Origin of the sequence: Rhizobium sp. BR 362, assembly GCF_036528765.1 — a bacterium.
Classification (GTDB): Bacteria; Pseudomonadota; Alphaproteobacteria; order Rhizobiales; family Rhizobiaceae; genus Rhizobium.
Genome location: NZ_JARWGH010000011.1, coordinates 55110 through 76679, shown reverse-complemented (window position 1 = coordinate 76679; position 21570 = coordinate 55110). Strand labels below are relative to the sequence as shown.

The window sequence follows — 21570 nt, the reverse complement described above, 5'->3', positions numbered from 1 at the left end:
AGCAGCGGCGATGACATCAACTGCGAACGAGGGGTTGCCGAGCACTCCACCCCAAATTTACTACGTCAATCCCCTGCTACTCAGAGGGATCGACGCATGGCGCGAGGTCTTTGATCACGCAAAGGATATTGGTTTTGACACCGTTCTGACGGCGCCCCTTTTCGATCGGGGCGGCAACAGCGTGTTCGCGGCTCGGGATTTCGAGAGTCTCGACCCTGAACTCTCGCTCGGAACATCTCTCGTCGATGGCTTAGGGGCTTTGGCGGTGGCGGCGCGAGAACGGGACGTGGCCCTTATGATGGATCTCGTGCTCGACAGAAAGGCACGCGATTCATCGCGGCATTTGCGTCCGATCGATCCGAGGCTCTCGCCATTGGATGCAAGCAGTTCCCTCATCACCCTTACCGCCGAAGATCAGCAATCGCAGCTCCTCGCAGAATGGACGAAGCGGCTGCAGACGCTGAGCGGGCTTGGCATATCAGGCTATCGCTGTCTTGGCATCGATCGCATACCACCGGAGCTATGGCGATCAATGATTACAGCGGTCCGGGAACGGGCGCCGAACGCGCAATTCCTGGCCTGGACGCCCGGGACAGCCTTCGAGGCGAGGGCTGCGTTGGCCGGGCTCGGCTTTTATGGCTGCTTTTCCTCAATGGCCTGGTGGGACTTCGATGAAAGGTGGTTCATAGAGGAGTATCGCCTCCAGCAACCGCTTGGCTGGCAAATCGCTTTTCCGGAGCCGCCATTTGCCAAACGGATGGCGCACGGCACGGAAAGCCGGGAAATACGCGAACGACGGTCGATAAGGGCGCTGCGCCTTGCCACCTCACTTGGTGGCGGGCTCATGATCCCGATGGGATTCGAATATGGCGCCGCGCTGCCGCTCGATCCCACCCACGGAGACGGATCGGGATTGCGGGGCCTTCGATATGACCTGGCCTTCGATATCTCGTCCGAAATTCGCGCCGCCAACATGGAAATCGGCACGAACGCCGCGAAGTTTCATTCGTCGCTTTCTCTTATCCGCAGCGCAAACAGCCCGGTATCCGCTCTCCTTCATTCAAACGAAGAAGACCTTCGCAATGCCGACCGTGTACAGATCATCCTCCTCAACAGAGACGTTCGGCGAAGCGCTCCTGCTCCTTTGACGGCGCTGCGCGAGGCAGCCTCCGGCTTTCTCCCCTTTTCGAATGGGCTTGATGCGGCACTGCGCCTGCGGGCCGGGGAGATCATCGCTTTCGAGGCGACAGCCTCGAGGCCGATCACGGTTGCTCCCGCGCTCGACATTGCAAGGGCAATCGCCTCGCCGCGCCTGGCGATCGAAAATATCATGCCGCGGGTCGATGACGGACGCTTTCCGGTCAAGCGGATCGTCGGCGACGTCGTCTCGGTCGAGGCTGATATCTTCGCCGACGGACATGATCCGATCGCCGCGGCGCTCCTGTGGCGCTCCGCGGATGCGACCGCATGGAAGGAAGCGGAGATGCGGCTGGTCGAGAACGATCGCTGGCGGGCCGAATTTCCGTTGGAGCGGGTCGGCCGGTATGAATTTGCAATCGAGGCCTGGAAGAGCCTGTTTGCGATCTTTCGCTATGAGCTGTCGAAGAAGAACGAGGCGAGGCTCGATCTCAAGCTGGAAATCCAGGAAGGAATGAACCTCGTTCGTGTAGCACTTGGCGAGGCGCGGGACACGCTTCGCGCCGAGCTGCAGGCCTTATTTGAGAAGCTTGAATCCTCCTCGCAGGCGGAAAGGATCGCCATTCTGCTTGGTCCGCATGCGTCCGAACTGATGGCGCGAGCCGATAAGCGACCCTTTCGGTTTCGCTCGGAAGCAAGCGCAGTGGATGCGGAGCGGAAGGCTGCGGCATACGCAAGCTGGTACCAGATCTTTCCGCGCTCGCAGAGCGGCGATCCGGGCCGGCACGGCACCTTCGACGACGTTATCGCAAGATTGCCGGCCATTCGCGACATGGGCTTCGATGTGCTCTATTTCCCCCCGATCCACCCTATCGGCTCGACCAACCGGAAGGGGCGCAACAACAGCCTCCAAGCGGGCCCGGGCGATCCGGGAAGTCCCTATGCCATCGGCTCCCCCGCCGGCGGGCACGATGCCATCCATCCGGAACTCGGCACGTTCGATGATTTTCGTCGCCTGATCAAAGCGGCCGAGGAGCATGGCCTTGAGATCGCGCTCGATCTCGCCATCCAAACATCGCCCGATCACCCTTGGCTGAAGGAGCATCCGGGTTGGTTTGATTGGCGGCCGGATGGAACGATCCGTTACGCGGAGAACCCGCCGAAAAAATACGAAGACATCGTCAACGTCGATTTTTACACCAAGGATTCCGTGCCCGGCCTATGGCTCGAGCTACTGAGGGTCGTCCAGTTATGGGTGGATCAGGGCGTAAAGCTGTTTCGCGTCGACAATCCTCACACCAAACCATTTCCTTTCTGGGAATGGCTGATCGACGATATTCGGGCGCGTCACCCGGATGTGGTTTTCCTGTCGGAAGCGTTCACCAAGCCGAAAGTCATGTACCGGCTCGCGAAGCTGGGCTTCTCCCAATCCTACACCTACTTCACCTGGCGCAATGCCAAATGGGAGCTCGAACAATATATGCGAGAGCTCACCCAGACGGAGGTGAAGGATTTTTTCCGCCCGCATTTCTTCGTCAACACGCATGATATCAATCCGGACTTTCTGCAGAACGCGCCCCGCCCCGCCTTCCTGATCCGCGCGGCGCTCGCGGCGACGCTTTCAGGTCTTTGGGGTGTTTATAACGGTTTTGAACTGTGCGAGGGACGTCCGGACGCCAAGCGCAAGGAATATGCCGACAGCGAGAAATATGAGATTCGCGCCTGGGATTACGATCGGCCCGGCAACATCATCGCCGAAATCCGGATGCTGAACCGGATCAGAAACGAAAACAGCGCGCTGCATTCGCATCTGGGGCTGACGCTTCTTAACGCAGCCAACGACAATATTCTCTTTTTCGAAAAAGCGAGCCCTGCCCGCGACAATGTCCTGCTCATCGCCATTACTCTCGATCCTCTCCACCCACAGGAGAGCGAGGTCGAGATACCGCTCTGGCTTTGGTCGCTCGGCGACGACGGCACGCTGGACGCCGAGGATCTCGTCGGCGGCGGTCGCTTCAGTTGGACCGGCAAACGGCAGAGGGTCAGGCTCGATCCGCATAGCCTGCCCTTCGCCATCTGGCGCGTCCGGTCAAGGGAGGCATGAATGGACACGATGCAGCGCGGCAGAGAACGCGATCCGCTCTGGTACAAGGACGCGATGATCTATCAGCTCCATATCAAATCGTTTTATGATGCCAACAACGACGGCGTCGGCGATTTTGTGGGGCTGCACCAAAAACTCGACCATATCGCGTCACTTGGAATCAACGCCATTTGGCTGCTTCCCTTCTTTCCCTCGCCTCGTCGTGATGACGGTTATGACATTGCCGACTATGGCAATGTCAGTCCGGATTACGGAACGATGGAGGATTTTCGAGCCTTCGTGGACGCCGCCCATCAGCGCAATATCCACGTCATCATCGAACTCGTGATCAACCACACCTCGGATCAGCACCCCTGGTTCCAACGCGCCCGCCAATCGCCGGCGGGATCGCCCGAACGGGAATTTTACCTCTGGTCCGATACTGACCAAAGATTTCCGGAAACCCGCATCATTTTCGTCGATACCGAAAAATCCAATTGGACGTGGGATTCCGTCGCCGGCGCCTATTATTGGCATCGCTTCTACTCGCACCAGCCGGATTTGAACTTCGACAATCCTCTCGTCATGGAAGAATTGCTGAAAGTGATGCGCTTTTGGCTGGAAACAGGCATCGATGGTTTTCGCCTGGATGCCATCCCCTACCTTGTCGAACGGGACGCCACGATCAACGAGAACCTGCCCGAAACCCACGCGATCCTGAAGCGGATACGCGCGGCGTTGGATTCGACCCATCCCGGCGTCATGCTGCTCGCCGAGGCGAACCAGTGGCCGGAAGACACGCGCGAATATTTCGGCGACGGCGACGAATGCCATATGGCGTTTCATTTCCCACTGATGCCGCGCATGTACATGGCAATCGCCAAGGAGGACCGGTTTCCGATTACGGATATTCTGCGTCAGACGCCGGAAATTCCAGACATCTGCCAATGGGCGATATTCCTGCGAAATCATGATGAGCTGACGCTCGAAATGGTGACCGACGCTGAGCGCGATTATCTCTGGGAAACCTATGCCTCCGATAAGCGCGCACGGATCAATCTCGGTATCCGGCGGCGCCTTGCGCCGCTGATGGAGCGCGACCGCCGCCGTATCGAGCTTATGAACGCGCTTCTCCTCTCCATGCCGGGAACGCCAGTGATCTATTACGGCGACGAAATCGGCATGGGCGACAATATCTATTTGGGCGACAGGGATGGCGTCAGGACGCCGATGCAGTGGTCTCCCGACCGCAATGGCGGCTTTTCGCGCGTTGATCCTGCGCGCCTCGTTTTGCCGCCGGTTGCCGATCCCCTCTATGGATTTGAAGCCGTCAACGTCGAGGCGCAAAGCACGGACGCACATTCGCTCCTGAACTGGATGCGCAGGATGCTGGCGCTGCGCGGCAAACATCCGGCATTCGGACGCGGCTCGCTGCGTTTCCTCGCGCCGGCCAATCGGAAGATCCTCGCCTATCTTCGCGAACACGAAGACGAAACAATTCTCTGCGTCGCCAATCTTTCCCGCCTGCCGCAGGCCGTGGAACTCGACCTCTCGCAGTTCGAGGCCCGCGTGCCGATAGAATTGACGGGCATGTCGCCATTTCCGCCAATCGGGCAATTGACCTACCTGTTGACGCTACCGCCCTACGGCTTCTTCTGGTTCCAGTTAGTCGCCGATGCCGATGGCCCCGCCTGGCGGACAGCCCCACCCGAGCAGCTTCCCGACCTGTTGACGATGGTCATCCGCCGGAACCTGCTGGAATTGGTGGACGAGCCCAGACATTCGAATATCCTGAATTCCGAGATTTTGCCGGCATATCTTTCCAAGCGCCGCTGGTTTGGGGCGAAAGACCAGATATTGCAGGCAGCCCGGCTCATTTCCGCCACCCCTATTCCGTTTGCCGAAGGTGTCGTGCTCGGTGAATTGGAGGCGGTGCTTCCGAACCATACCGAATCCTATCAGCTTCCGCTTGCCGTGGCATGGGATGATACGCAGCCCCCGGTACTTGCCCAGCAACTTGCTTTGGGGAGGCTCCGCCAGGGCAGGCGCGTCGGCTTCCTCACCGATGGCTTTGCCGTGGATGCGATGGCGCGCGGGATCGTGCGCGGCCTTTGCGAACGGTCCCACACCACTGGCCGCACCGGAACCATAGAGTTCATCGGCACTGATCAGCTCGATCATCTCGACATCGCCCCAGACATGCCGATCCATTGGCTCTCGGCCGAGCAGTCGAATAGTTCGCTGATCATCGGGGACTTGGTCATCATCAAACTGATTAGACACATCTTTCCCGGCATGCATCCGGAAGTCGAGATGACGCGCTTTCTGACGCGGGCCGGCTATGATCATACCGCCCCCTTCCTCGGCGAGGTCGCGCACACGGATTCGGGCGGACGCAGATCCACGCTCATCATCGTGCAGGGCGCGATCCGAAACCAGGGTGACGCTTGGAACTGGATGCTGAGCAATCTTCGCCGCGCCGCCGACGAGTTCGCCCTCAGTGATCCGGCCGCTCAGCCGCGCGACGATTTCTTCCAGTCGCTGACGAACTTCGTCGGCATGATCGGTCAGCGGCTCGGCGAACTGCATGTGGTGCTCGCTCAACCCACGGAGGAAGAGGCTTTCAAACCGATCACCGCGGCCGAGACGGAAATCGCGTCGCTGAAAGAGACGATTGCCGGCGAAGTTTCGTATGCATTTTCGAAGCTTGCGGAATTGGACGAGACCGCCGATCCGGCTGTCGATGCATTGGCTAAGCCGCTTCTGCAGCGCCGGGCAGCGATTGTCGATCTGGCCGACACGCTGGCGGAAAGCGTCCGCGGCACGCTCATGACACGCGCGCATGGCGACTTCCATCTCGGCCAGATCCTCGTCAGCGAAGGCGACGCGGTGATCATCGATTTCGAAGGCGAGCCTGCGAGAAACCTTGCCGAGCGCCGGGCCAAGACCAGTCCGCTGCGCGATGTAGCAGGCCTGTTGCGATCGCTGAGCTATTTGGCCGCGACCGCCGATCTCGACAATGATGCAGTCATCGAACACGAAAACGAGCGTCGACAGAAGGCCATCGCCCGCTTTGCCGTCAAAGCGGAACGCGCTTTTCTCGCCGCTTATTTCGAAGCGATTTCGAAGTCGGAGGCATTGTCGATGCCGCCCGAACAACGACGCAGGATTCTAGACGCCTTTCTTCTGGAGAAGGCTGCTTATGAAGTCGCCTACGAGGCGCGCAACCGGCCTAAATGGCTGCCCATTCCATTGGCAGGGCTTTCGGGCATCCTGTCCAATCTTCTGGAGGCCCGCTAGTGGATATCGAACGCTCCGACCTTCTCGCCGGCATCGGGCCGGATGCGATTGCAGCGCTGACTCAAGGACGCCATGGCGATCCGTTTGCGATCCTCGGAATTCATAGGCATGGCGTGTTCACGATTGCGCGGATCTTCATGCCCGGCGCAGATGCGGTGGATATCATCGATACCGCCAGCGGCAATGTCCTGACCGCCTGCCAGCTTGTTCACCCGGCTGGATTGTTTGCAGCCGCCGTTGCTTCAAAATTTGACTATTGCCTGCGCATCAAATGGCCGGACGCGGTTCAAGTGACCGAGGACCCCTACAGCTTCGGGCCTTTGCTGGGCGAACTCGATCTCCATCTGATTTCAGAGGGAACGCATTACAATCTGAGCCGGACACTCGGCGCGGTCGCAATGGATGTAGACGGAATCGCCGGCGTTCGCTTCGCCGTGTGGGCACCGAATGCACGACGGGTTTCTGTGGTGGGAGATTTCAACTCCTGGGACGGCCGGCGCAACCCCATGCGCCTGCGGGCACCCGCCGGCGTTTGGGAGATCTTCATTCCACGGCTGACGCCGGGCGAGCGCTATAAGTTCGAGATCGTCGATGCAAACGGCACCTGCCTTCCACAGAAAGCCGATCCGGTGGCGCGGGCCAGCGAAGCTGCCCCGTCCACGGCCTCCATCGTCGCGTCGTCAACACCGTTCCGATGGAGCGACGACACTTGGCTCCACTCCCGGCAATCGCGAGGTCTGGGAGGGCCAATCTCGGTCTACGAAGTCCATGTGGGTTCCTGGCTTCGAAATCTTCAGGACGGCAATAGGTCTTTCGATTGGATCGAACTCAGTCAGCGGCTTGTACCCTATGCGCGCGATATGGGATTCACCCATATAGAGCTGCTTCCCATAATGGAGTATCCGTTCGGCGGCTCCTGGGGCTACCAGCCTCTCGGCCTTTTCGCCCCTACTGGACGCTACGGCACACCGGAAGATTTCGCCTATTTCGTCGATCGGTGCCACGGCGCGGGGCTGGGTGTGATCCTGGACTGGGTGCCCGCACATTTTCCGACCGATGTCTGGGGCCTCGCCCGCTTCGACGGCAGCGCCCTATACGAGCACGAGGATCCTCGGGAAGGTTTCCACGCCGATTGGAACACGCTGATTTACAATCTCGGCCGCAACGAGGTGAAAGGCTTTTTGATCGCCAGTGCCTTGGAGTGGCTGGAGCGCTACCACGTGGACGGCCTCAGAGTGGACGCGGTGGCTTCGATGCTCTATCGCGACTACAGCCGCAAGGAAGGCGAATGGATTCCCAATCAATACGGCGGCCGGGAGAATCTGGAAGCGGTTGAATTCCTCAAGCACCTGAACAGCATCATTCATCAGCGATGCCCCCATGCACTCATGATTGCCGAGGAATCCACAGCGTGGCCCGGTGTGACGAGACCACCGGAGCAAGGCGGCCTGGGATTCGACATCAAATGGAACATGGGCTGGATGCATGACAGCCTCACTTACATGTCGAAGGATCCCGTTTATCGCCGCCATCATCATCACATGATGACTTTCGGCATGATCTATGCCTATTCAGAGCGCTTCATGTTGCCGCTCTCGCACGACGAGGTCGTTCACGGAAAAGGCTCCCTTCTGACGAAAATGCCGGGCGACGACTGGCAGAAATTCGCCAATCTTCGGGCCTACTTCGCGTTCATGTGGGGCTATCCAGGCAAAAAGCTGCTTTTCATGGGTGGGGAAATCGCCCAGCCTGGCGAGTGGCAGCACGATCAATCCGTAACCTGGGATGTCCTCGACCAGCCGCGACACGCTTGCATGCAGCGTCTGCTAAGAGATCTGAACGGAATCTACGGCAGGGAGGAAGCCCTGCAGTTCGGGGATCTCGATCCGCAGGGCTTCGAGTGGGCTGTCGTCGAGGATGCGGCCAATTCCGTTTTCGCGATGCTGCGGTTTCCGCAAGACCGATCTTATTCCATTCTCGTCATATCGAATTTCACGCCCGTTCCGCGCTATGACTACCGCATCGGCGTTCCGACGGAAGGGATATGGGTCGAGGAGTTCAATAGCGATGCGCCTGAATATGGCGGCACCGGCCTGGTGAACGGGGCGGTGCCGGCGACCTCGTCTTCGCTGAACGGGCGCCCCGCCTCGCTATCCCTGCAACTGCCGCCGCTCGCGACCATCTTCATCAAAAGCCCTCGATGATTGCAATCGCGGAAATCCCGTCCTGTGTCTCTTCGAGACTTTGATCATTGCATCGTTCACGCGAACAAGGCAGCATGCTCTTCCTTGGCGCAGCAGCAGACCAGTAGATTTGTATTTCGCCGAATTGCTACTTGTTGCCGAGGATGCGGGGCAAAGGGACTGACACTGTAATGGTGACGCGCGCGCAGCAAATTGGCGTCGTTATCGGCCTGGCGATCGTCACAGCGCTGACGGTCCTGCGGGCCAGCGATCCTCAGTTGCTGAGGCTCGCCCGCGATTTGACATTCGACCAGTATCAGCGCCTGGTGCCCAGGACATTCGAAAACCAGCCTGTTCGGGTCATCGACATAGACGAAGAGTCGCTGCGCCAGTTCGGACAATGGCCTTGGCCAAGGAACCGGATTGCCGCCCTTGTGGACAGGCTTTCCGATATGGGCGCGTCCGCTATCGCTTTCGACGTCCTGTTCGCCGAGCCAGATCGCCTCTCGCCTCGCAATGTCGTTCGTGACGTCACCGGCGTCGATCCCTCACTGCTCGGCAAGCTGCCGGACAATGACGAAATCTTTTCCCAATCGCTGTCCGGAAGACCGGTGGTGCTGGGCGTCGGCCTCTCCAACGAAGGAAACTATCTGCCGCCGGTCAAGGCGGGGTTTGCCTATACGGGCGAAAATCCCTTCGGTGCGCCGCCCGCAATCAAGGCGGCGACGCCGCTGCAGCCGCAACTGGAAGCCAATGCCGCCGGCATCGGTCATATCAGCCTCAATCCGGGCGCATCATCGGCGGTCGTGCGCGCGGTTCCGCTTTTCCTCAGCGACGGCAAGCAGCTTTATCCCAATCTGGCGCTCGAAGCGCTCCGTGTCGCGCAGGGAGCTTCCACCTACATACTCGACGCGGCGCCGGACAAGCCGAACACGCTGACGCGGGTCAAGATCGGGGATTTCGTGGTGCCGGTGACGGCGGCGGGAGAGCTCTGGCTCTATGTCAGCCCCGACACTTCGGAACGGTATATTTCCGCAAGCAAGGTGCTCGCGACCGAAGACGCCTCCGCCGATATCAAAGGCGCCATCGAAGGCAGCATCGTTTTCGTCGGGACCTCTGCTTCCGGCCTTCAGGATGTCCGCACGACGGCGCTTGGTGAAAACGTACCCGGCGTCTCCATCCATGCGCAAATCGTCGAGCAGATTCTTTCCGGCCGCTTCCTTTCCCGCCCGGATTGGGCGGATGGGCTGGAAATCCTCTCCATCGCCGTATTGGGTAGCCTTCTGGTGATCCTCACCACCTTCGTCAATCCAGCCGTCGCCCTCGCCTGCGGCATGCTGATTACCTTCCTTGCCCTCGTCGCCTCGTGGATTGCCTTCCTCTATGGAGGACTTCTCTTCGATCCGCTGGCGCCGATCGTCGCGGGATCGATCACGCATTTCGCCGCGACGGCGTTCCGTTTTCTTGTGACCGATCGGGAGCGGCGCGACGTGCGGCGGGCATTCGGTCACTATCTCTCGCCATCGCTGCTCTATCGCATCGAGCATACGCGCGATGCCCTGCGTCTTGGGGGAGATGAGCGCGAGCTAACCGTCATGTTCGTCGATGTGCGAAACTTCACCCAGATCAGCGAGGAGATGACCCCGAGCGCCCTCGTCGCATTTCTGAACACGCTGCTCGATGCGCTGAGCCACCATGTCATCGCAAACGACGGCACGCTCGACAAGTTCATCGGCGATTCGATCATGGCTTTTTGGAACGCTCCCGTCGATGTTTCCGACCATGCCGGCAAGGCTGTGCATGCGGCTCTCGGCATGCGGGAAACGCTCGCCCGCCTCAACAATAGCGACGCATTCGGTTTCGGAGACGAGCGGCAGGTGGGGATCGGGATCGGCATCCATACCGGGCTTGCCTGCGTCGGCAATATGGGTGCCGAGACACGCTTCAACTACTCCGCAGTCGGCGATGCCGTGAACATTGCCGCGCGCATCGAATCCGCCTGCAAGGACATCAATTTCGACATTCTGGTATCCGAACCGACAGCAGGGTTGCTGCCCGATTGCGCTCTGCTCGAAGCGGGAGCGCTGACGCTCAAGGGTAAGAGCATGCGAACCAAACTCTTTGCGGTGGTCGGCGATGCGCGCCTGGCAAGATCTGCCGAATTTACCGAACTTCAGGCCGTGCACAGGCGGCTTGTTGATGCGCTGCGGGTACGGTCGACGAACAGCCGAAAACTCGTCAGCGCCGCAAAGCTCAAGGCGCAGGTTGCGGCGACCGGACTGCTGCAGGATTTTTACAGGCAGATTTCGCGCCGGGCCGGACACTTCGTCGACGAACCTGCCGACAAGGCAGCCGACATCTAGCTGATTTTGCTGCTGTCGCCCACGCTGCTTTCAAATGGCATCATCAAAAATGGACTGGATGTCAGGCTCCCAAAAGCGCCCTGTGCTACCGATGGTGATGGCCGCCATCATCATGGTCGCCATGATCGCTGTCATGGCCGTCGGCGTCGCCCCAATTGTGATCACCCCACCCATGGTCGCCTCTGCTGTGGTGATCATGACGATCATGATGAGCGTGATGATCGTGATGCTTGCCTTCATAGCCGTCGTGCTTGTGCGGCTTGCCGGGCTTGTCAGGCGTGCTTGGCGGGCTGGGGACATCCGGCGTGCTGGGAGCTTGGGGAGCAGCGGGCGCTTCGGCGCGTGGCGCTTCCGGCGCGCTGGGTGAGCTTGGTGAGCTGGGTGAGCTGGGCGTGCTGGGCGGTGCGGGAGAAGGATTATTGGCCGGAACGCTGCGCGGCGATATACCGTTCGGCCGGTCTTTTATCGCCGCCGACAGACCGCATCCGCCGCCGCCGACAAAACCCATTCTTCCCCCAAGCGTTTGATCGCCGGACAGGAACGGCAGGGCTCGCTGGTTGCCGAGCGTCTTGAGGATATCGCGATTGACCCGACGCGGATCACTTATCTCGCCATTGCGTTTGGCGACCACGCAATCGCACTGCGCCTTCAATTGGCGGCAGCCGCCCGCGCCGCAGAACTGCGCAGCGCCGTTCAACAGAACCACCGCCGTCGTACCATTGGAGCCGACATAAAAATCAAACGCGGTTCCGCGCACGCCGATCGTTCCAGCCGGCGTGACGATCTGATAGGCCGAGTGGTTCGAATTCCCGCTCATCCAGCGAAAAGTGCCCTTTGCCGCATTTATGGTAAGCTTCTTGACGGCGCCCGAGTCGTCGAAGACGAATTTGTCGATAACGACCGACGAGCCGGCTCCGACCGCCAATTTCGTGCCATCCCGAAATGTGAACTGTCCAAGGCCGGAAATAGAGGTGCGAATTTGCTCGTCCCGGTGGACGGGATCAGCGACCGCCAGAGGACCGCTTGCGCCCGTGACTTCGGTTTTGATGAGCACCGCCTGGCCGACCTTCTCGGCGGCTTTCGAAGGCACCGGAGCGAGCAGTATGACGCTCAGCACAGCGATCGCGGCGTCACGCGGATACAACATCCCATCCTCCAAGATTATCTATGTTTTACCATAGGATAATCTTGAACGTCCCATCATCCTTTCTGACTATAATCGATACAGTATGAGCTATTTCCGGATTAGGCTTAGCCGGAATCCAGCGCGAGCGAACACCCTTACGCAACCTTTCCGATAGAAAAGCTTGCCGATTTCTTCAAAGAAGCCTGCGACGAGGAGATTTGTACTATGCGCCGATTGCGGAAGCGAAGGTTTTGAAGTGCGGCACTAAACGCCGCGCTTGTTGCCCCAAAGCAGGACATGTAACTGCGGCAAGACCCGTGCCTCGAACCATCCGTCAGATGTCACCTTGTCCACCAGCCAGCGCATTCGATCCATGATGCCGTCAATATCGATCGTCGCGTCATCCGCTTCAGGCGGAGGGGGCGTGTGGTTGCCGGGCTGCAGATAGACCGGCAGATGCGGAAAGCGGGCGGCGGCGGCACGTGCATAGGCATAGTCGCGATCATCGAAGACGACGAATTTCAGCGCAATCTGCGGTCCGTCGGCCGCCAAGCGAAGACAGTCGCCCAGCGCATCCCAATCCGTTACCATACCGCTCGAAGGCGGCTTCGGGCTCAGCACCAGCACGTCGAGATCGGCAAACCACGACTTCGCGATGCTCGCCTGGGTTTCCAGCGCAAACCTGTAGCCCTGATCATGGCCGCGCGCGATCAGCGGCCCGAGCGGCTGGATCGCCGGATTGCCGCCCGAGAGCGACACCATCAGCGGCTTTCCCCCGGAAAGCCGGGTCACTTCTTGCCAGATCTCATCGACCGACATCGGCTGCCATTGATCACGATAATCGCTGTCGACCGCGTGCAGCGTATCGCACCAGGAACAGCGATAGTCGCAGCCCCCGGTCCGGACGAACACCGTCGGAAGTCCGATCAATACCCCCTCGCCCTGGATTGTCGGCCCGAATATCTCGCTGACGCGGATCGTGGTTTCGCGCGCCTCGCTCATGGCCGATATTCCGCCCAGGTCTTCGGCGTCTCGCTGATGCGCACCGCCGACGTTTCGGGCAGACGCTGCTTGCACCAGTCGTAGAAGTGTTTCGCCAGATATTCCGACGTTACACGGTCATGACCGAGAACCTCGTTCAGATGACGGTGGTCGAAGCACTCGTCGATATAGCGTTTTAAAGGCGCAAGCTCGTGATAATCGCGGACGAAGCCATCAGCATCAAGCTCGGCAGCCGAAAGCTCCACCTCGACGATATAGTTGTGGCCGTGCAGCCGGGCGCATTGATGATCGGCCGGAAGATGGGTGAGCTGATGCGAGGCGGAGAAGTGAAATTGCTTGGTGATGCGGAACATTACTTTACTTCCTCGGCTGAATAGCCGGCCGTCGCCGCCACCCAGAAATCCGGATCGTCATATTCCGTCGGATCGTCGACACCGGCAAGATGGAAGGCCTCGCGCCGTTCGACACAGGTGCCGCAGCGGCCGCAGTGGCGCATGCCTCCCTTGTAGCAAGACCAGGTCTCGGCAAACGGCGTGCCGTTCTTCGCGCTGTCGCTCACAATGTCGGCCTTGGAGACGGTGACGTAGGGCGCATAGAGCGAAACGCTGGCATAACCATCCAGAGCGTGGTTCTGCATCTGCTGAAAAGCATCGATGAAGCCAGGCCGGCAATCCGGATAGATGAAATGGTCACCGCCATGAACGGCAACGGCGACGGCATCCGCCTTATGCGCGGCGGCAAGGCCGAAGGCAATCGCGAGCATGATGGCGTTGCGGTTCGGAACAACGGTCGCCTTCATCGTTTCCTCGGCATAATGCCCGTCCGGCACCTCGACATCATCCGTCAAGGCCGATCCGGTCAGATGTGCGCCAATGGCCGTGATATCGATGACGTGATGCGGCACGCCAAGGCGCGTAGCGCAGGCCGCGGCGAAATCCAGCTCCTTGCGGTGCCGCTGGCCGTAATCGAACGAGACGAGGCCGATGAGGTGATGTTCCGCAGCGACCTTATGGGCGAGCGAAACGGAGTCCAATCCGCCGGAGCAGATGACGATAGTCTTCATAATGGGGTCCCTTGTTTTGACCGGGTGGGCTGCGACCGGATAGTTGAGCTTTTCGAAGCTGTGTGGCGTCACTAGCAGCAGACCCTGTCAGAAGCAAGGCATGCGCAATCACTCGAATAAGATTCGCCGACAGTGTCGGCGACGGCCGCTGCTCCATCTAAATCGGGATTGACCGGCTTGTAGACGAGCTGGGAGCCGAAGCAGCACCGGCAGTCGATGCGATCGCGATGGCTACAGTGCGACGATGGACGTAAGCCGCTGTACGTCGCAGAGCTGCCTCGTCGAAAACCAATGTCGACAATGCCCTCCTCGATGCCATGGAGACGAAAGCTGCCGCCACCGTGACCGTGACGACTGCGGATGGAAAAACAGACCGATCAAGCTGTCGCTCGACGGCTTTCCCGAAGCATTCGCGGCTATGAAAGCCGCAGACAGCGGCAAGTAATGAGGCTTTCGCCAAGCACATCTGATACCCGCCTGCACCGCAATAGCGGCAGACGGATAATCCTATTTGGGTATATACCCTCCCTTGACGGCTTAAGCTTTATTCTTAAGCTGAACAAATCACCAGGCAAGAAAACAAATATTTAGTATTTAAAGTCTATAATTATTGAATATTAAGGCGTGACCTAGCCAATCCAAGTTATTGAAAGAATGATGGCGCTTATGGCCTTCACAGCAACAGAACTCAGTCAAGACGACCATTTCCTGTCCGCCATATTGCGCAGCGCACATGAACTCATGTCGATCTATGATGAGAACCCGCGCATCGCCTCGATCTTTGCCGCGCAGCAAAGGTGGCTGCTGGCGCATGCCGGCTATGCTCTCTTTCTTGGCTATCCCGATGATCCCACTCCAGGGCTCTATAGCGGCCGGTTTGTCGATTTCGCGGTCAAGTATAAAATCGCGAGCCATAATACGGCGGCGGCATTCCTAAAGGAAATGATTGCCTATCGCTTCGTACGGCCAGTCGCTGGCAGTTCCGACCGCCGCATCACCTTGCTTGAGCCCACCGAAACGACCCGCGAATACATGGCGCGCTGGATCTATACGCATCTGCTGGTTCTGGATGCATTGGACGGCGGCGACAGGATGGCGAGGACGACCGCCGATCCACCTTCGGTGCTGCGCATGCAGCCTAAGATCGCCAAGATGATCCTGGACAGCGAAAGCCTGAAGAATCCCGGCGTAACCTTCGCTCTATTCAACTGGGCGACCTCCGGCGGCGTGGTGATGGATTATCTCATCTCCCGAATCAGCAAGATCGATCCCGCCTCGGACAAGGTCCTGATCGGCCCGATCTCACCGAAGGTGATCCAGAGTCAGTTCATGATTTCGAGCGCCCATTTGAAGCGGCTTTTGAAACAGGCGACAGAACTCGGAAGCGTCGGCTGGGCCGGCGCCCCGGGTAAAAGCAGTTTCTGGCTTTCCCGAAACTTCGTCTCCGAATACTGGAACTATCAGGCCGAGAAATACGCAATCGTCGACACAGTCAGCCAAGCGGTGCTCGGCCAGCCTGATTATTCAGCCAAATTCGGTGAAGAACTTCTTCCCCGTGCGCTGGCAATTTCCGCATAAAAGAAGAGAACGCCGAATGGGATCCGATGGATTTCGGATCCCAAGCACAGGGCTTCAAGAAGTCCACCCAATTGGAGCAAAGCTCGATGGTATTCAGCGCGTAGTAAGGCCGGTGCCTGACGCAGAGGTGATCTTGTCGGCACCGTCTAGCCCAGGCACAAGCTTTGCAGGCGAGCGCTCGACCTGCATCAGCCGCCATTCGTTTTCCAGACGATCGACTACATGCACGGGTATTTCTTTCCGTACGGTTTCACGCTCTTGCATCGAGGCCTCCCCTGCCGTTGATATTTCTTTGAATGCCACGGGAGAAATGCTTTGTAAATTAGAGTATTAAAAAGTTTAAACGATTGAATTTATTTTAATCGATTAAAGATGTGGATACTTGCAGCAGGGCTAATGAAAATGCGCCTTGGGAATTTCTCACATTCATTTCACGCGCTCCCAAAATCACCATCAGGTTTTTCCCAACCTGAAAAACGGGAGAAAATCGGCCTTCTTAGACGCGTAAGCAGATCGCTATGCTTCGCAAGTGGCTTCCAAAACATGTCCCCTTGCGGTCTGGCGTCGATATCGGCGCGGTAATTAACGAGCATCAATGCCTATCGTTAAGATCGTATCGCTAGACCTATTCCTCGCCATTCGCCATGGCGCTGTGGTCTATGCCAAGGGAGCCAGGAAACATGCCAGATATTACGATCTCAGTCCTAGACAACCCGTCAGAGGATGATCATCGCGCGATACTCAATCCTCTTCTAGCCTTTAACAGAGCGAAGACGGGCGACGACCGATATGAGCCGGTTGCACTTGTACTGCGTGATGCGACGAACCAAACCGTCGGCGGATTGTGGGCGAAGCTCTATTACGATTGGCTGTTCGTGGAGCTGCTCTTCGTGCCGGAAAGCCTTCGCGGGAATGCATTAGGATCGAAGCTTCTCAAGCAGGCGGAGCAACTCGCCAAGGAAAAGGGCTGTGTCGGTATCTGGCTGGATACGTTCAGCTTCCAAGCGCCCGGCTTTTACGAAAAGCAAGGCTATGAACGGTTCGGCACCCTTCCGGATTATCCGAGGGGCAGAGAGCGGGTCTTTTTTCGGAAGGTATTTTGAGCGAGGCAATACGGCTGAAATGCCTTGGCCATAGCGCGATTGCCGTTCGGAGAGCAGGTTCGCACTCAGGGGCGGTAGCCCTCAACCGGCGGCGAGTTTGTCGCCGCGGCTTTTGAAAGACACCACCTGCTCCAGCCCCTTCGGATGCCGATTGCGCACGGTGATCTCTCCCTCGAACCTGGAAATGATTTCCTTGGCGATGGCCATTCCGAGGCCAGCGCCCGGAAAAGACCGCTGCCGTGCGATATCGATGCGGAAAAAGGGTTCGAAGACTTGGCTCAGGCGGTCTTCGGGAATGCCCGGCCCGCTGTCGTTAATGGTGACCACGGCCTCGTCGCCGGTGTGCGTGACCGCGACAGTTGCCGATTCGCCATGCGTTGCCGCGTTGATCAAGAGATTGCGCAGCGCCCTCGTGACCGCCAAACGGCCCGCGCAAATCGTCACCGGCTGCAACTCGCCGGCCTTGATAGCCATGCTCATCGATGTGAGCTCCGTCACGATGTCCGCGACGATCGTATCGAGCCTTACGCACTGCAGGCTATCCGTGGAGATTTCTTCCCGCACCAATCCGATGGCGCTGTCGGCGATCGTGTCGAGTTCTTCGAGGTCTGCGAGCCATTTCTGCCGATCCTCGTCATCCTTGATGAATTCAGCACGCAATCGCATGCGCGTCATGGGTGTTCTAAGATCATGTCCGGCGGCTGCGACCAGCCGCATCCGGCTCTCGGTGGCAGCCTTCACTCGGGCCGACAGTTCGTTGAGCGCCCGTGCCGTGACGCGAATTTCGCCCGGACCGGTTTCCGGAACGTGCGGCAGCGTTCCATCCGGGCCGATCTCGGCCGAGGCCCGCTCAAGCAGGCGAAGCGGTTTCATGATCTTCGATGCGGCAAATATGGAAATCAGTACACTGCCCGTTATGATGAGACCAAGCCAGCCCGCGAGAATCTTCCATCCACCGGGAGGCGGGCCGAGTTCCGGGATCGGCATCACCATCCAATTGCCGTCGGGGAGCCTGAGAGAGGCAATCGTGGTACTGGCCGATTGGCGGGATACGATCGCTGGACGAGGGTCCCCCGTGCGTAGCAGGCTTTCCATCAGAAACCCGGAAAGCGGTTCATCGCTGTGCCCGCCGGCGGGAACGGCAGCTATAACCACGCCGGCAGAGATCGCCGCAGCCCTGTCCGCCTCCGCAAGTTTTGCAAGTATGGATAGCTGGCGCGCCATCGGCTCCATGGTGCTTTCCGGCTTAGGCCCTCGCATCACAAGGCTTGCCACAAAAGACGAGGTGATAACCACCAGAACGATGGCCGTGAGCAGGAGAAGCGCCAGGCGAGCGCCGAGGGACTTCATGGATCGCTCTTGACAGCCGTCACCGGGACAACGAGCTGATAGCCGCCGTTTCGGACCGTTCTGAACACCGGCTCTTCGGCCGTCTCTCCGAGCTTGCGACGCAATCGGCTCATCAGCACGTCGATCGAACGATCGGCCGGATCGCGATCACGTCCCTGCGTCAGGTCGAGCAGTTGGTCTCGGGACAGCAGCCGGCCGGCTCGTTCGATAAAGGCCTTGAGCAGATCGAATTCCGCTCCGGTCAATGAAATGACCTCGCCATTGTCCCTGGTGACACGGCGAAGCTGCGGATCGAGGGTCATCTCGGCAAAATGAAAGCGGCGCTGCTCCGGCTCAGAAGACGGATCTTCGTTCACCCGGCGCAGGACCGCCCGGATACGCGCCGCCAGCTCTCGCGGATTGAACGGCTTGCCGAGATAGTCGTCCGCACCGATCTCAAGCCCCAGGATCCGATCGATGTCTTCCTTCAGAGCAGTCAGGAGAATGACCGGGACACGGGGACGGCGGTTTCGCAGATCGCGGCAAAGATCAAGGCCAGACCCATCGGGCAGCATGACGTCCAAAACCAGAAGATCGGGCGCGCGCCGATTGAGCACGTCGTTGCAGCCGCGAAGGTCGCTTGCCGTTGAGACGCGAAAGCCCTGCTCCTCGAGATATCGGCTCAGAAGCGCGCGGATTTCGTGGTCGTCATCGACAATTAAGATGTCAGATGCGGCGGTCACACTCATAGCAATCGTTCCATTTCTTAAGGCTTTTATACGAACTCCTCTCCAAAAGAAGGTTTTTCACGGGCAAAACCAGCGAAATCTCGCGCGGGAAACATTGGTTTACAAAAATCCCGACGGTGGAAATGTTGAGCAAAAAACAGGTCTGGTTCTCAACTGCCTTGAGCGCGGCTTCGACCGTTTGACAAAGGGCCACTGTTGCCGGATCGTGAGTCGAGACGCCTGCAACAGCAGACGTCTCGTGAGCCGGCCACGCGAACACGGTCCGGAGTTCGAGCCAAACATAGTCTATACGACGCTGGGAGGATAACGTGAACGATCATGTCTATAAGAAAGTGGAACTTATCGGCAGTTCCAAGACCTCGGTGAACGACGCGATCGAAACTGCGATTTCGCGAGCCTCGAAGACCATGAGAAATCTCGACTGGTTCGAGGTGGATCAAATCAGAGGGCACATCCGGGATGGCGCGGTCGCACACTATCAGGTGGTGATGAAGGTCGGATTTCGCATTGACGATTGACGCCTAAACAGTTCGCTCTTCATGCGTACGCATTAGTCCCGGGGGCCAGCACGCGCCCGCGGGATGCGTGCGCGTTTGTGGATTTTAAGCACCGCGAGCAACGGGATGTCTTGATCCTGGGCAGCACGAGTTGACCAATGTTAAGTCGAGGACGAACCAAAAACTCACCGGCACTGGTGACCTTGAGGTTCACGCGTCATACTTCAAGTACGCCTCTCTCGCAGCTCGTAGAAGCGCCTGGCGGACCTCCTCTGGGGATTTCTCGTCATTCAGTGCCTCGACCATGGCAAGGCGAACCTTTGACTGTGCGGGGCCATTTTGGAGCGGCCAGTCGTTGCCCGTGTGGAGCTTGGCGACATCGAGGACGGTCTTCAGCTCCCTTGTGCGGCCAGCGACGGTGATCTTGACGGGGCGAAAAGTTCGGGATTTGTCGGTTTTCATGACACGATACCTCGCGAATAACCCGACTCAACGAATCATTTGACGAGTCGTTCCCGTTAACGCGGAAGCTGACCCAACATCCACTTGTTGCCTTGCTTATTGCCGCAGCTAAGGCATCGGAGCCGCACCGCCAGTGGCCCAGGTAAACAATGTGGCCGTAACGTCACCCGAGAATAGCTGCCTGCGTCGGGCATGACGCTGCGTGCTCGAAATAGGAGGTGGCTCCCATAGCTGCCGGCCGTAGACAAGAACTATCGACCGCCGTTGACAAGCACGATAGAAGCGCGCTGAACGGCAAGAAAAGGTATTTTTGGAAATGTCCTCACCCAGATCGGTCTATCATTTCAACTCCGCCATCGTTCGCGAGCCATCGCGCTCGGTCGTTGACGGCCTGCGTGCCGGGGAGCACGCCAGCCCGACCTATGAGGGCGTGAAGGCGGAGCATAATGATTATATCGCCGCCCTGCGCGAAGCCGGCGTCCGCGTCACTATCCTGCCGGCGCTCGAGGCCTTCCCGGACTCCATCTTCGTCGAAGACCCCGCACTCGTCTTCACCGAAGGGGCGATCCTGCTTCGTCCGGGTGCCGCAAGCCGTGTGGGCGAGCCCGCGGCAATCGCACCCGCCTTGCGTGACATGTTCGACACCGTCCTCGATCTCCCGGGTCAAGGATATGTGGACGGCGGCGATGTTCTGACGACGCCGAAGGAGGTCATGATCGGCCTTTCGGCTCGAACGGACAAGGCGGGCGCCGAAGCTCTTGCCCTCTGCATCGACAAACTCGGCCGCAAGGCGAAGCTGGTTGCCACGCCGGAAGGCGTGCTTCATTTCAAGACCGACTGCTCGCTGCTCGACGAGGAGACGGTGCTCTCGACCGCCCGCCTCGCACGATCCGGCGTCTTCAAGGATTTCAAGCAGATCATCATTCCGGAAGGCGAAGAGGCGGCTGCGAATGCGCTGCGCGTCAATGATATCCTCATGGTCCCTGCCGAGCACCCGCGTACGCTCGATATGCTCGATAGGCTGGGTTACCGGATCGTGGCAATGAAAACCGCCGAAATCGGCAGGATCGATGCCGGGCTCTCCTGCCTGTCGCTGCGCTGGTATCGTGAGGGCGAATAGTCTCGATGGGAGTTTCGAGCGCTCTATGATTGCAGCGATCTCCTGCGCGTGGCGCTCGTGCCAGCCGGACCTAACTGGCCTCCTGGCCACCGGACTTTGACGCGACCTCGCTCAAAGCCTTCTGAACCGCGTTAACCAGGGATGTCATCGAATAGGGCTTTTGAAGCCACGCAAGCGGGCAGGCTGGGCCTGCGCGCTGGACGATTTCGTGGTCGGCGTGAGCCGTCGCGAAAATGCAGCGAATGCCATGGTCTTTGAAGAGCTCCAGCGCCGCATCCACGCCGTCGCGTTTGCCCGCAAGCCTTATGTCCATGATCGCCAGAGCCGGCTGACGCGAAACGGCAAGGCGGATCGCCTCCTCGGCCGAGGCGGCAATGCCCGCCAACGAATATCCCGCAGCAACGAGGGTAGCCTCGACGTCCATGGCGATAAAAAAATCATCTTCGACAATCAGAATGGTATTATTGCTCAAGAC

17 protein-coding genes are annotated in these 21570 nt (G+C 58.9%); 8 read left to right on the top strand and 9 right to left on the bottom strand.

Going from position 1 to position 21570, the window contains the following annotated elements; genetic code table 11:
• The first annotated feature begins 10 nt into the window (after positions 1 to 10).
• The 4 genes from QDY28_RS16445 to QDY28_RS16430 all read left to right on the top strand — a co-directional run bounded on the left by QDY28_RS16445 (position 11) and on the right by QDY28_RS16430 (position 11066).
• Positions 11 to 3241 carry a maltotransferase domain-containing protein gene (locus QDY28_RS16445; protein WP_331382745.1) on the top strand — a complete coding sequence of 1077 codons (3231 nt, stop codon included), beginning with the start codon at positions 11 to 13 and terminating at the stop codon, positions 3239 to 3241.
• Positions 3242 to 6520 carry a maltose alpha-D-glucosyltransferase gene (treS, locus tag QDY28_RS16440; RefSeq protein ID WP_331382744.1) on the top strand — a complete coding sequence of 1093 codons (3279 nt, stop codon included), beginning with the start codon at positions 3242 to 3244 and terminating at the stop codon, positions 6518 to 6520.
• Positions 6520 to 8724, top strand: a complete 2205-nt coding sequence (glgB, locus tag QDY28_RS16435) for a 1,4-alpha-glucan branching protein GlgB (RefSeq protein WP_331382743.1) — start codon at positions 6520 to 6522, stop codon at positions 8722 to 8724. Before treS ends, glgB begins: the two co-directional genes overlap by 1 nt.
• 170 nt (positions 8725 to 8894) lie before the next feature.
• Entirely contained in the window at positions 8895 to 11066 is a 2172-nt protein-coding gene (locus QDY28_RS16430; RefSeq protein WP_331382742.1) for a CHASE2 domain-containing protein, read from the top strand.
• 85 nt (positions 11067 to 11151) lie between these two features.
• Here the strand turns inward: QDY28_RS16430 and QDY28_RS16425 are convergent, their stop codons facing one another.
• The 4 genes from QDY28_RS16425 to queC all read right to left on the bottom strand — a co-directional run bounded on the left by QDY28_RS16425 (position 11152) and on the right by queC (position 14257).
• Positions 11152 to 12213: a FecR family protein gene (locus QDY28_RS16425; RefSeq protein ID WP_331382741.1), complete on the bottom strand. Its 1062-nt coding sequence runs from the start codon at positions 12211 to 12213 to the stop codon at positions 11152 to 11154.
• 243 nt (positions 12214 to 12456) lie between these two features.
• Entirely contained in the window at positions 12457 to 13194 is a 738-nt protein-coding gene (queE, locus tag QDY28_RS16420) for a 7-carboxy-7-deazaguanine synthase QueE (RefSeq protein ID WP_331382740.1), read from the bottom strand.
• Entirely contained in the window at positions 13191 to 13547 is a 357-nt protein-coding gene (gene queD / locus QDY28_RS16415) for a 6-carboxytetrahydropterin synthase QueD (protein ID WP_331382739.1), read from the bottom strand. The genes queE and queD overlap by 4 nt, the downstream gene beginning before the upstream one ends.
• Positions 13547 to 14257 carry a 7-cyano-7-deazaguanine synthase QueC gene (gene queC / locus QDY28_RS16410; protein ID WP_331382738.1) on the bottom strand — a complete coding sequence of 237 codons (711 nt, stop codon included), beginning with the start codon at positions 14255 to 14257 and terminating at the stop codon, positions 13547 to 13549. Before queC ends, queD begins: the two co-directional genes overlap by 1 nt.
• A 666-nt stretch (positions 14258 to 14923) precedes the next feature.
• Between queC and QDY28_RS16405 the strand changes: the two genes are divergently transcribed.
• Positions 14924 to 15835, top strand: a complete 912-nt coding sequence (locus tag QDY28_RS16405) for a hypothetical protein (RefSeq protein WP_331382737.1) — start codon at positions 14924 to 14926, stop codon at positions 15833 to 15835.
• 93 nt (positions 15836 to 15928) lie between these two features.
• Here QDY28_RS16405 and QDY28_RS16400 read toward each other — a convergent pair whose 3' ends face one another.
• Complete coding sequence (locus tag QDY28_RS16400) at positions 15929 to 16099, bottom strand: hypothetical protein (RefSeq protein WP_331382736.1); 171 nt, start codon at positions 16097 to 16099, stop codon at positions 15929 to 15931.
• Between the two features lie 416 nt (positions 16100 to 16515).
• On the opposite strand from QDY28_RS16400, the gene QDY28_RS16395 reads away from it, so the two are divergent.
• Positions 16516 to 16938 (top strand): GNAT family N-acetyltransferase, encoded by a 423-nt coding sequence (locus tag QDY28_RS16395; protein ID WP_331382735.1) that lies wholly within the window; start codon positions 16516 to 16518, stop codon positions 16936 to 16938.
• An 81-nt stretch (positions 16939 to 17019) separates the two neighbouring features.
• Here QDY28_RS16395 and QDY28_RS16390 read toward each other — a convergent pair whose 3' ends face one another.
• Both QDY28_RS16390 and QDY28_RS16385 read right to left on the bottom strand, forming a co-directional pair.
• A complete protein-coding gene (locus tag QDY28_RS16390) occupies positions 17020 to 18288 on the bottom strand; it encodes an ATP-binding protein (RefSeq protein WP_331382734.1) in 1269 nt (422 codons plus the stop codon).
• Positions 18285 to 19016, bottom strand: a complete 732-nt coding sequence (locus QDY28_RS16385) for a response regulator (protein ID WP_331382733.1) — start codon at positions 19014 to 19016, stop codon at positions 18285 to 18287. Before QDY28_RS16385 ends, QDY28_RS16390 begins: the two co-directional genes overlap by 4 nt.
• 308 nt (positions 19017 to 19324) lie before the next feature.
• Here QDY28_RS16385 and QDY28_RS16380 point away from each other — a divergent pair, with 308 nt between their 5' ends.
• Positions 19325 to 19534, top strand: a complete 210-nt coding sequence (locus QDY28_RS16380) for a dodecin (protein ID WP_184804671.1) — start codon at positions 19325 to 19327, stop codon at positions 19532 to 19534.
• Between the two features lie 189 nt (positions 19535 to 19723).
• Here QDY28_RS16380 and QDY28_RS16375 read toward each other — a convergent pair whose 3' ends face one another.
• Positions 19724 to 19975 carry a DUF982 domain-containing protein gene (locus QDY28_RS16375; protein ID WP_331382732.1) on the bottom strand — a complete coding sequence of 84 codons (252 nt, stop codon included), beginning with the start codon at positions 19973 to 19975 and terminating at the stop codon, positions 19724 to 19726.
• Positions 19976 to 20291: 316 nt separating this feature from the next.
• Between QDY28_RS16375 and QDY28_RS16370 the strand changes: the two genes are divergently transcribed.
• On the top strand, positions 20292 to 21095 hold the full coding sequence (locus QDY28_RS16370) for an arginine deiminase family protein (RefSeq protein WP_331382731.1): 804 nt from the start codon (positions 20292 to 20294) through the stop codon (positions 21093 to 21095).
• Positions 21096 to 21165: 70 nt separating this feature from the next.
• Here the strand turns inward: QDY28_RS16370 and QDY28_RS16365 are convergent, their stop codons facing one another.
• The gene (locus QDY28_RS16365; RefSeq protein ID WP_331382730.1) at positions 21166 to 21567 is read right to left on the bottom strand and encodes a response regulator; all 402 of its coding nucleotides are present in this window, start codon (positions 21565 to 21567) and stop codon (positions 21166 to 21168) included.
• Positions 21568 to 21570: the final 3 nt, after the last annotated feature.

Bases quoted from the DNA above. Each gene is read 5' to 3' on its own strand.
- QDY28_RS16445 (WP_331382745.1), top strand. From the start codon at position 11: ATGACATCAACTGCGAACGAGGGGTTGCCGAGCACTCCACCCCAAATT.
- treS (WP_331382744.1), top strand. From the start codon at position 3,242: ATGGACACGATGCAGCGCGGCAGAGAACGCGATCCGCTCTGGTACAAG.
- QDY28_RS16430 (WP_331382742.1), top strand. From the start codon at position 8,895: ATGGTGACGCGCGCGCAGCAAATTGGCGTCGTTATCGGCCTGGCGATC.
- QDY28_RS16425 (WP_331382741.1), bottom strand. From the start codon at position 12,213: ATGTTGTATCCGCGTGACGCCGCGATCGCTGTGCTGAGCGTCATACTG.
- queE (WP_331382740.1), bottom strand. From the start codon at position 13,194: ATGAGCGAGGCGCGCGAAACCACGATCCGCGTCAGCGAGATATTCGGG.
- queD (WP_331382739.1), bottom strand. From the start codon at position 13,547: ATGTTCCGCATCACCAAGCAATTTCACTTCTCCGCCTCGCATCAGCTC.
- queC (WP_331382738.1), bottom strand. From the start codon at position 14,257: ATGAAGACTATCGTCATCTGCTCCGGCGGATTGGACTCCGTTTCGCTC.
- QDY28_RS16405 (WP_331382737.1), top strand. From the start codon at position 14,924: ATGGCCTTCACAGCAACAGAACTCAGTCAAGACGACCATTTCCTGTCC.
- QDY28_RS16400 (WP_331382736.1), bottom strand. From the start codon at position 16,099: ATGCAAGAGCGTGAAACCGTACGGAAAGAAATACCCGTGCATGTAGTC.
- QDY28_RS16395 (WP_331382735.1), top strand. From the start codon at position 16,516: ATGCCAGATATTACGATCTCAGTCCTAGACAACCCGTCAGAGGATGAT.
- QDY28_RS16390 (WP_331382734.1), bottom strand. From the start codon at position 18,288: ATGAAGTCCCTCGGCGCTCGCCTGGCGCTTCTCCTGCTCACGGCCATC.
- QDY28_RS16385 (WP_331382733.1), bottom strand. From the start codon at position 19,016: ATGAGTGTGACCGCCGCATCTGACATCTTAATTGTCGATGACGACCAC.
- QDY28_RS16375 (WP_331382732.1), bottom strand. From the start codon at position 19,975: ATGAAAACCGACAAATCCCGAACTTTTCGCCCCGTCAAGATCACCGTC.
- QDY28_RS16370 (WP_331382731.1), top strand. From the start codon at position 20,292: ATGTCCTCACCCAGATCGGTCTATCATTTCAACTCCGCCATCGTTCGC.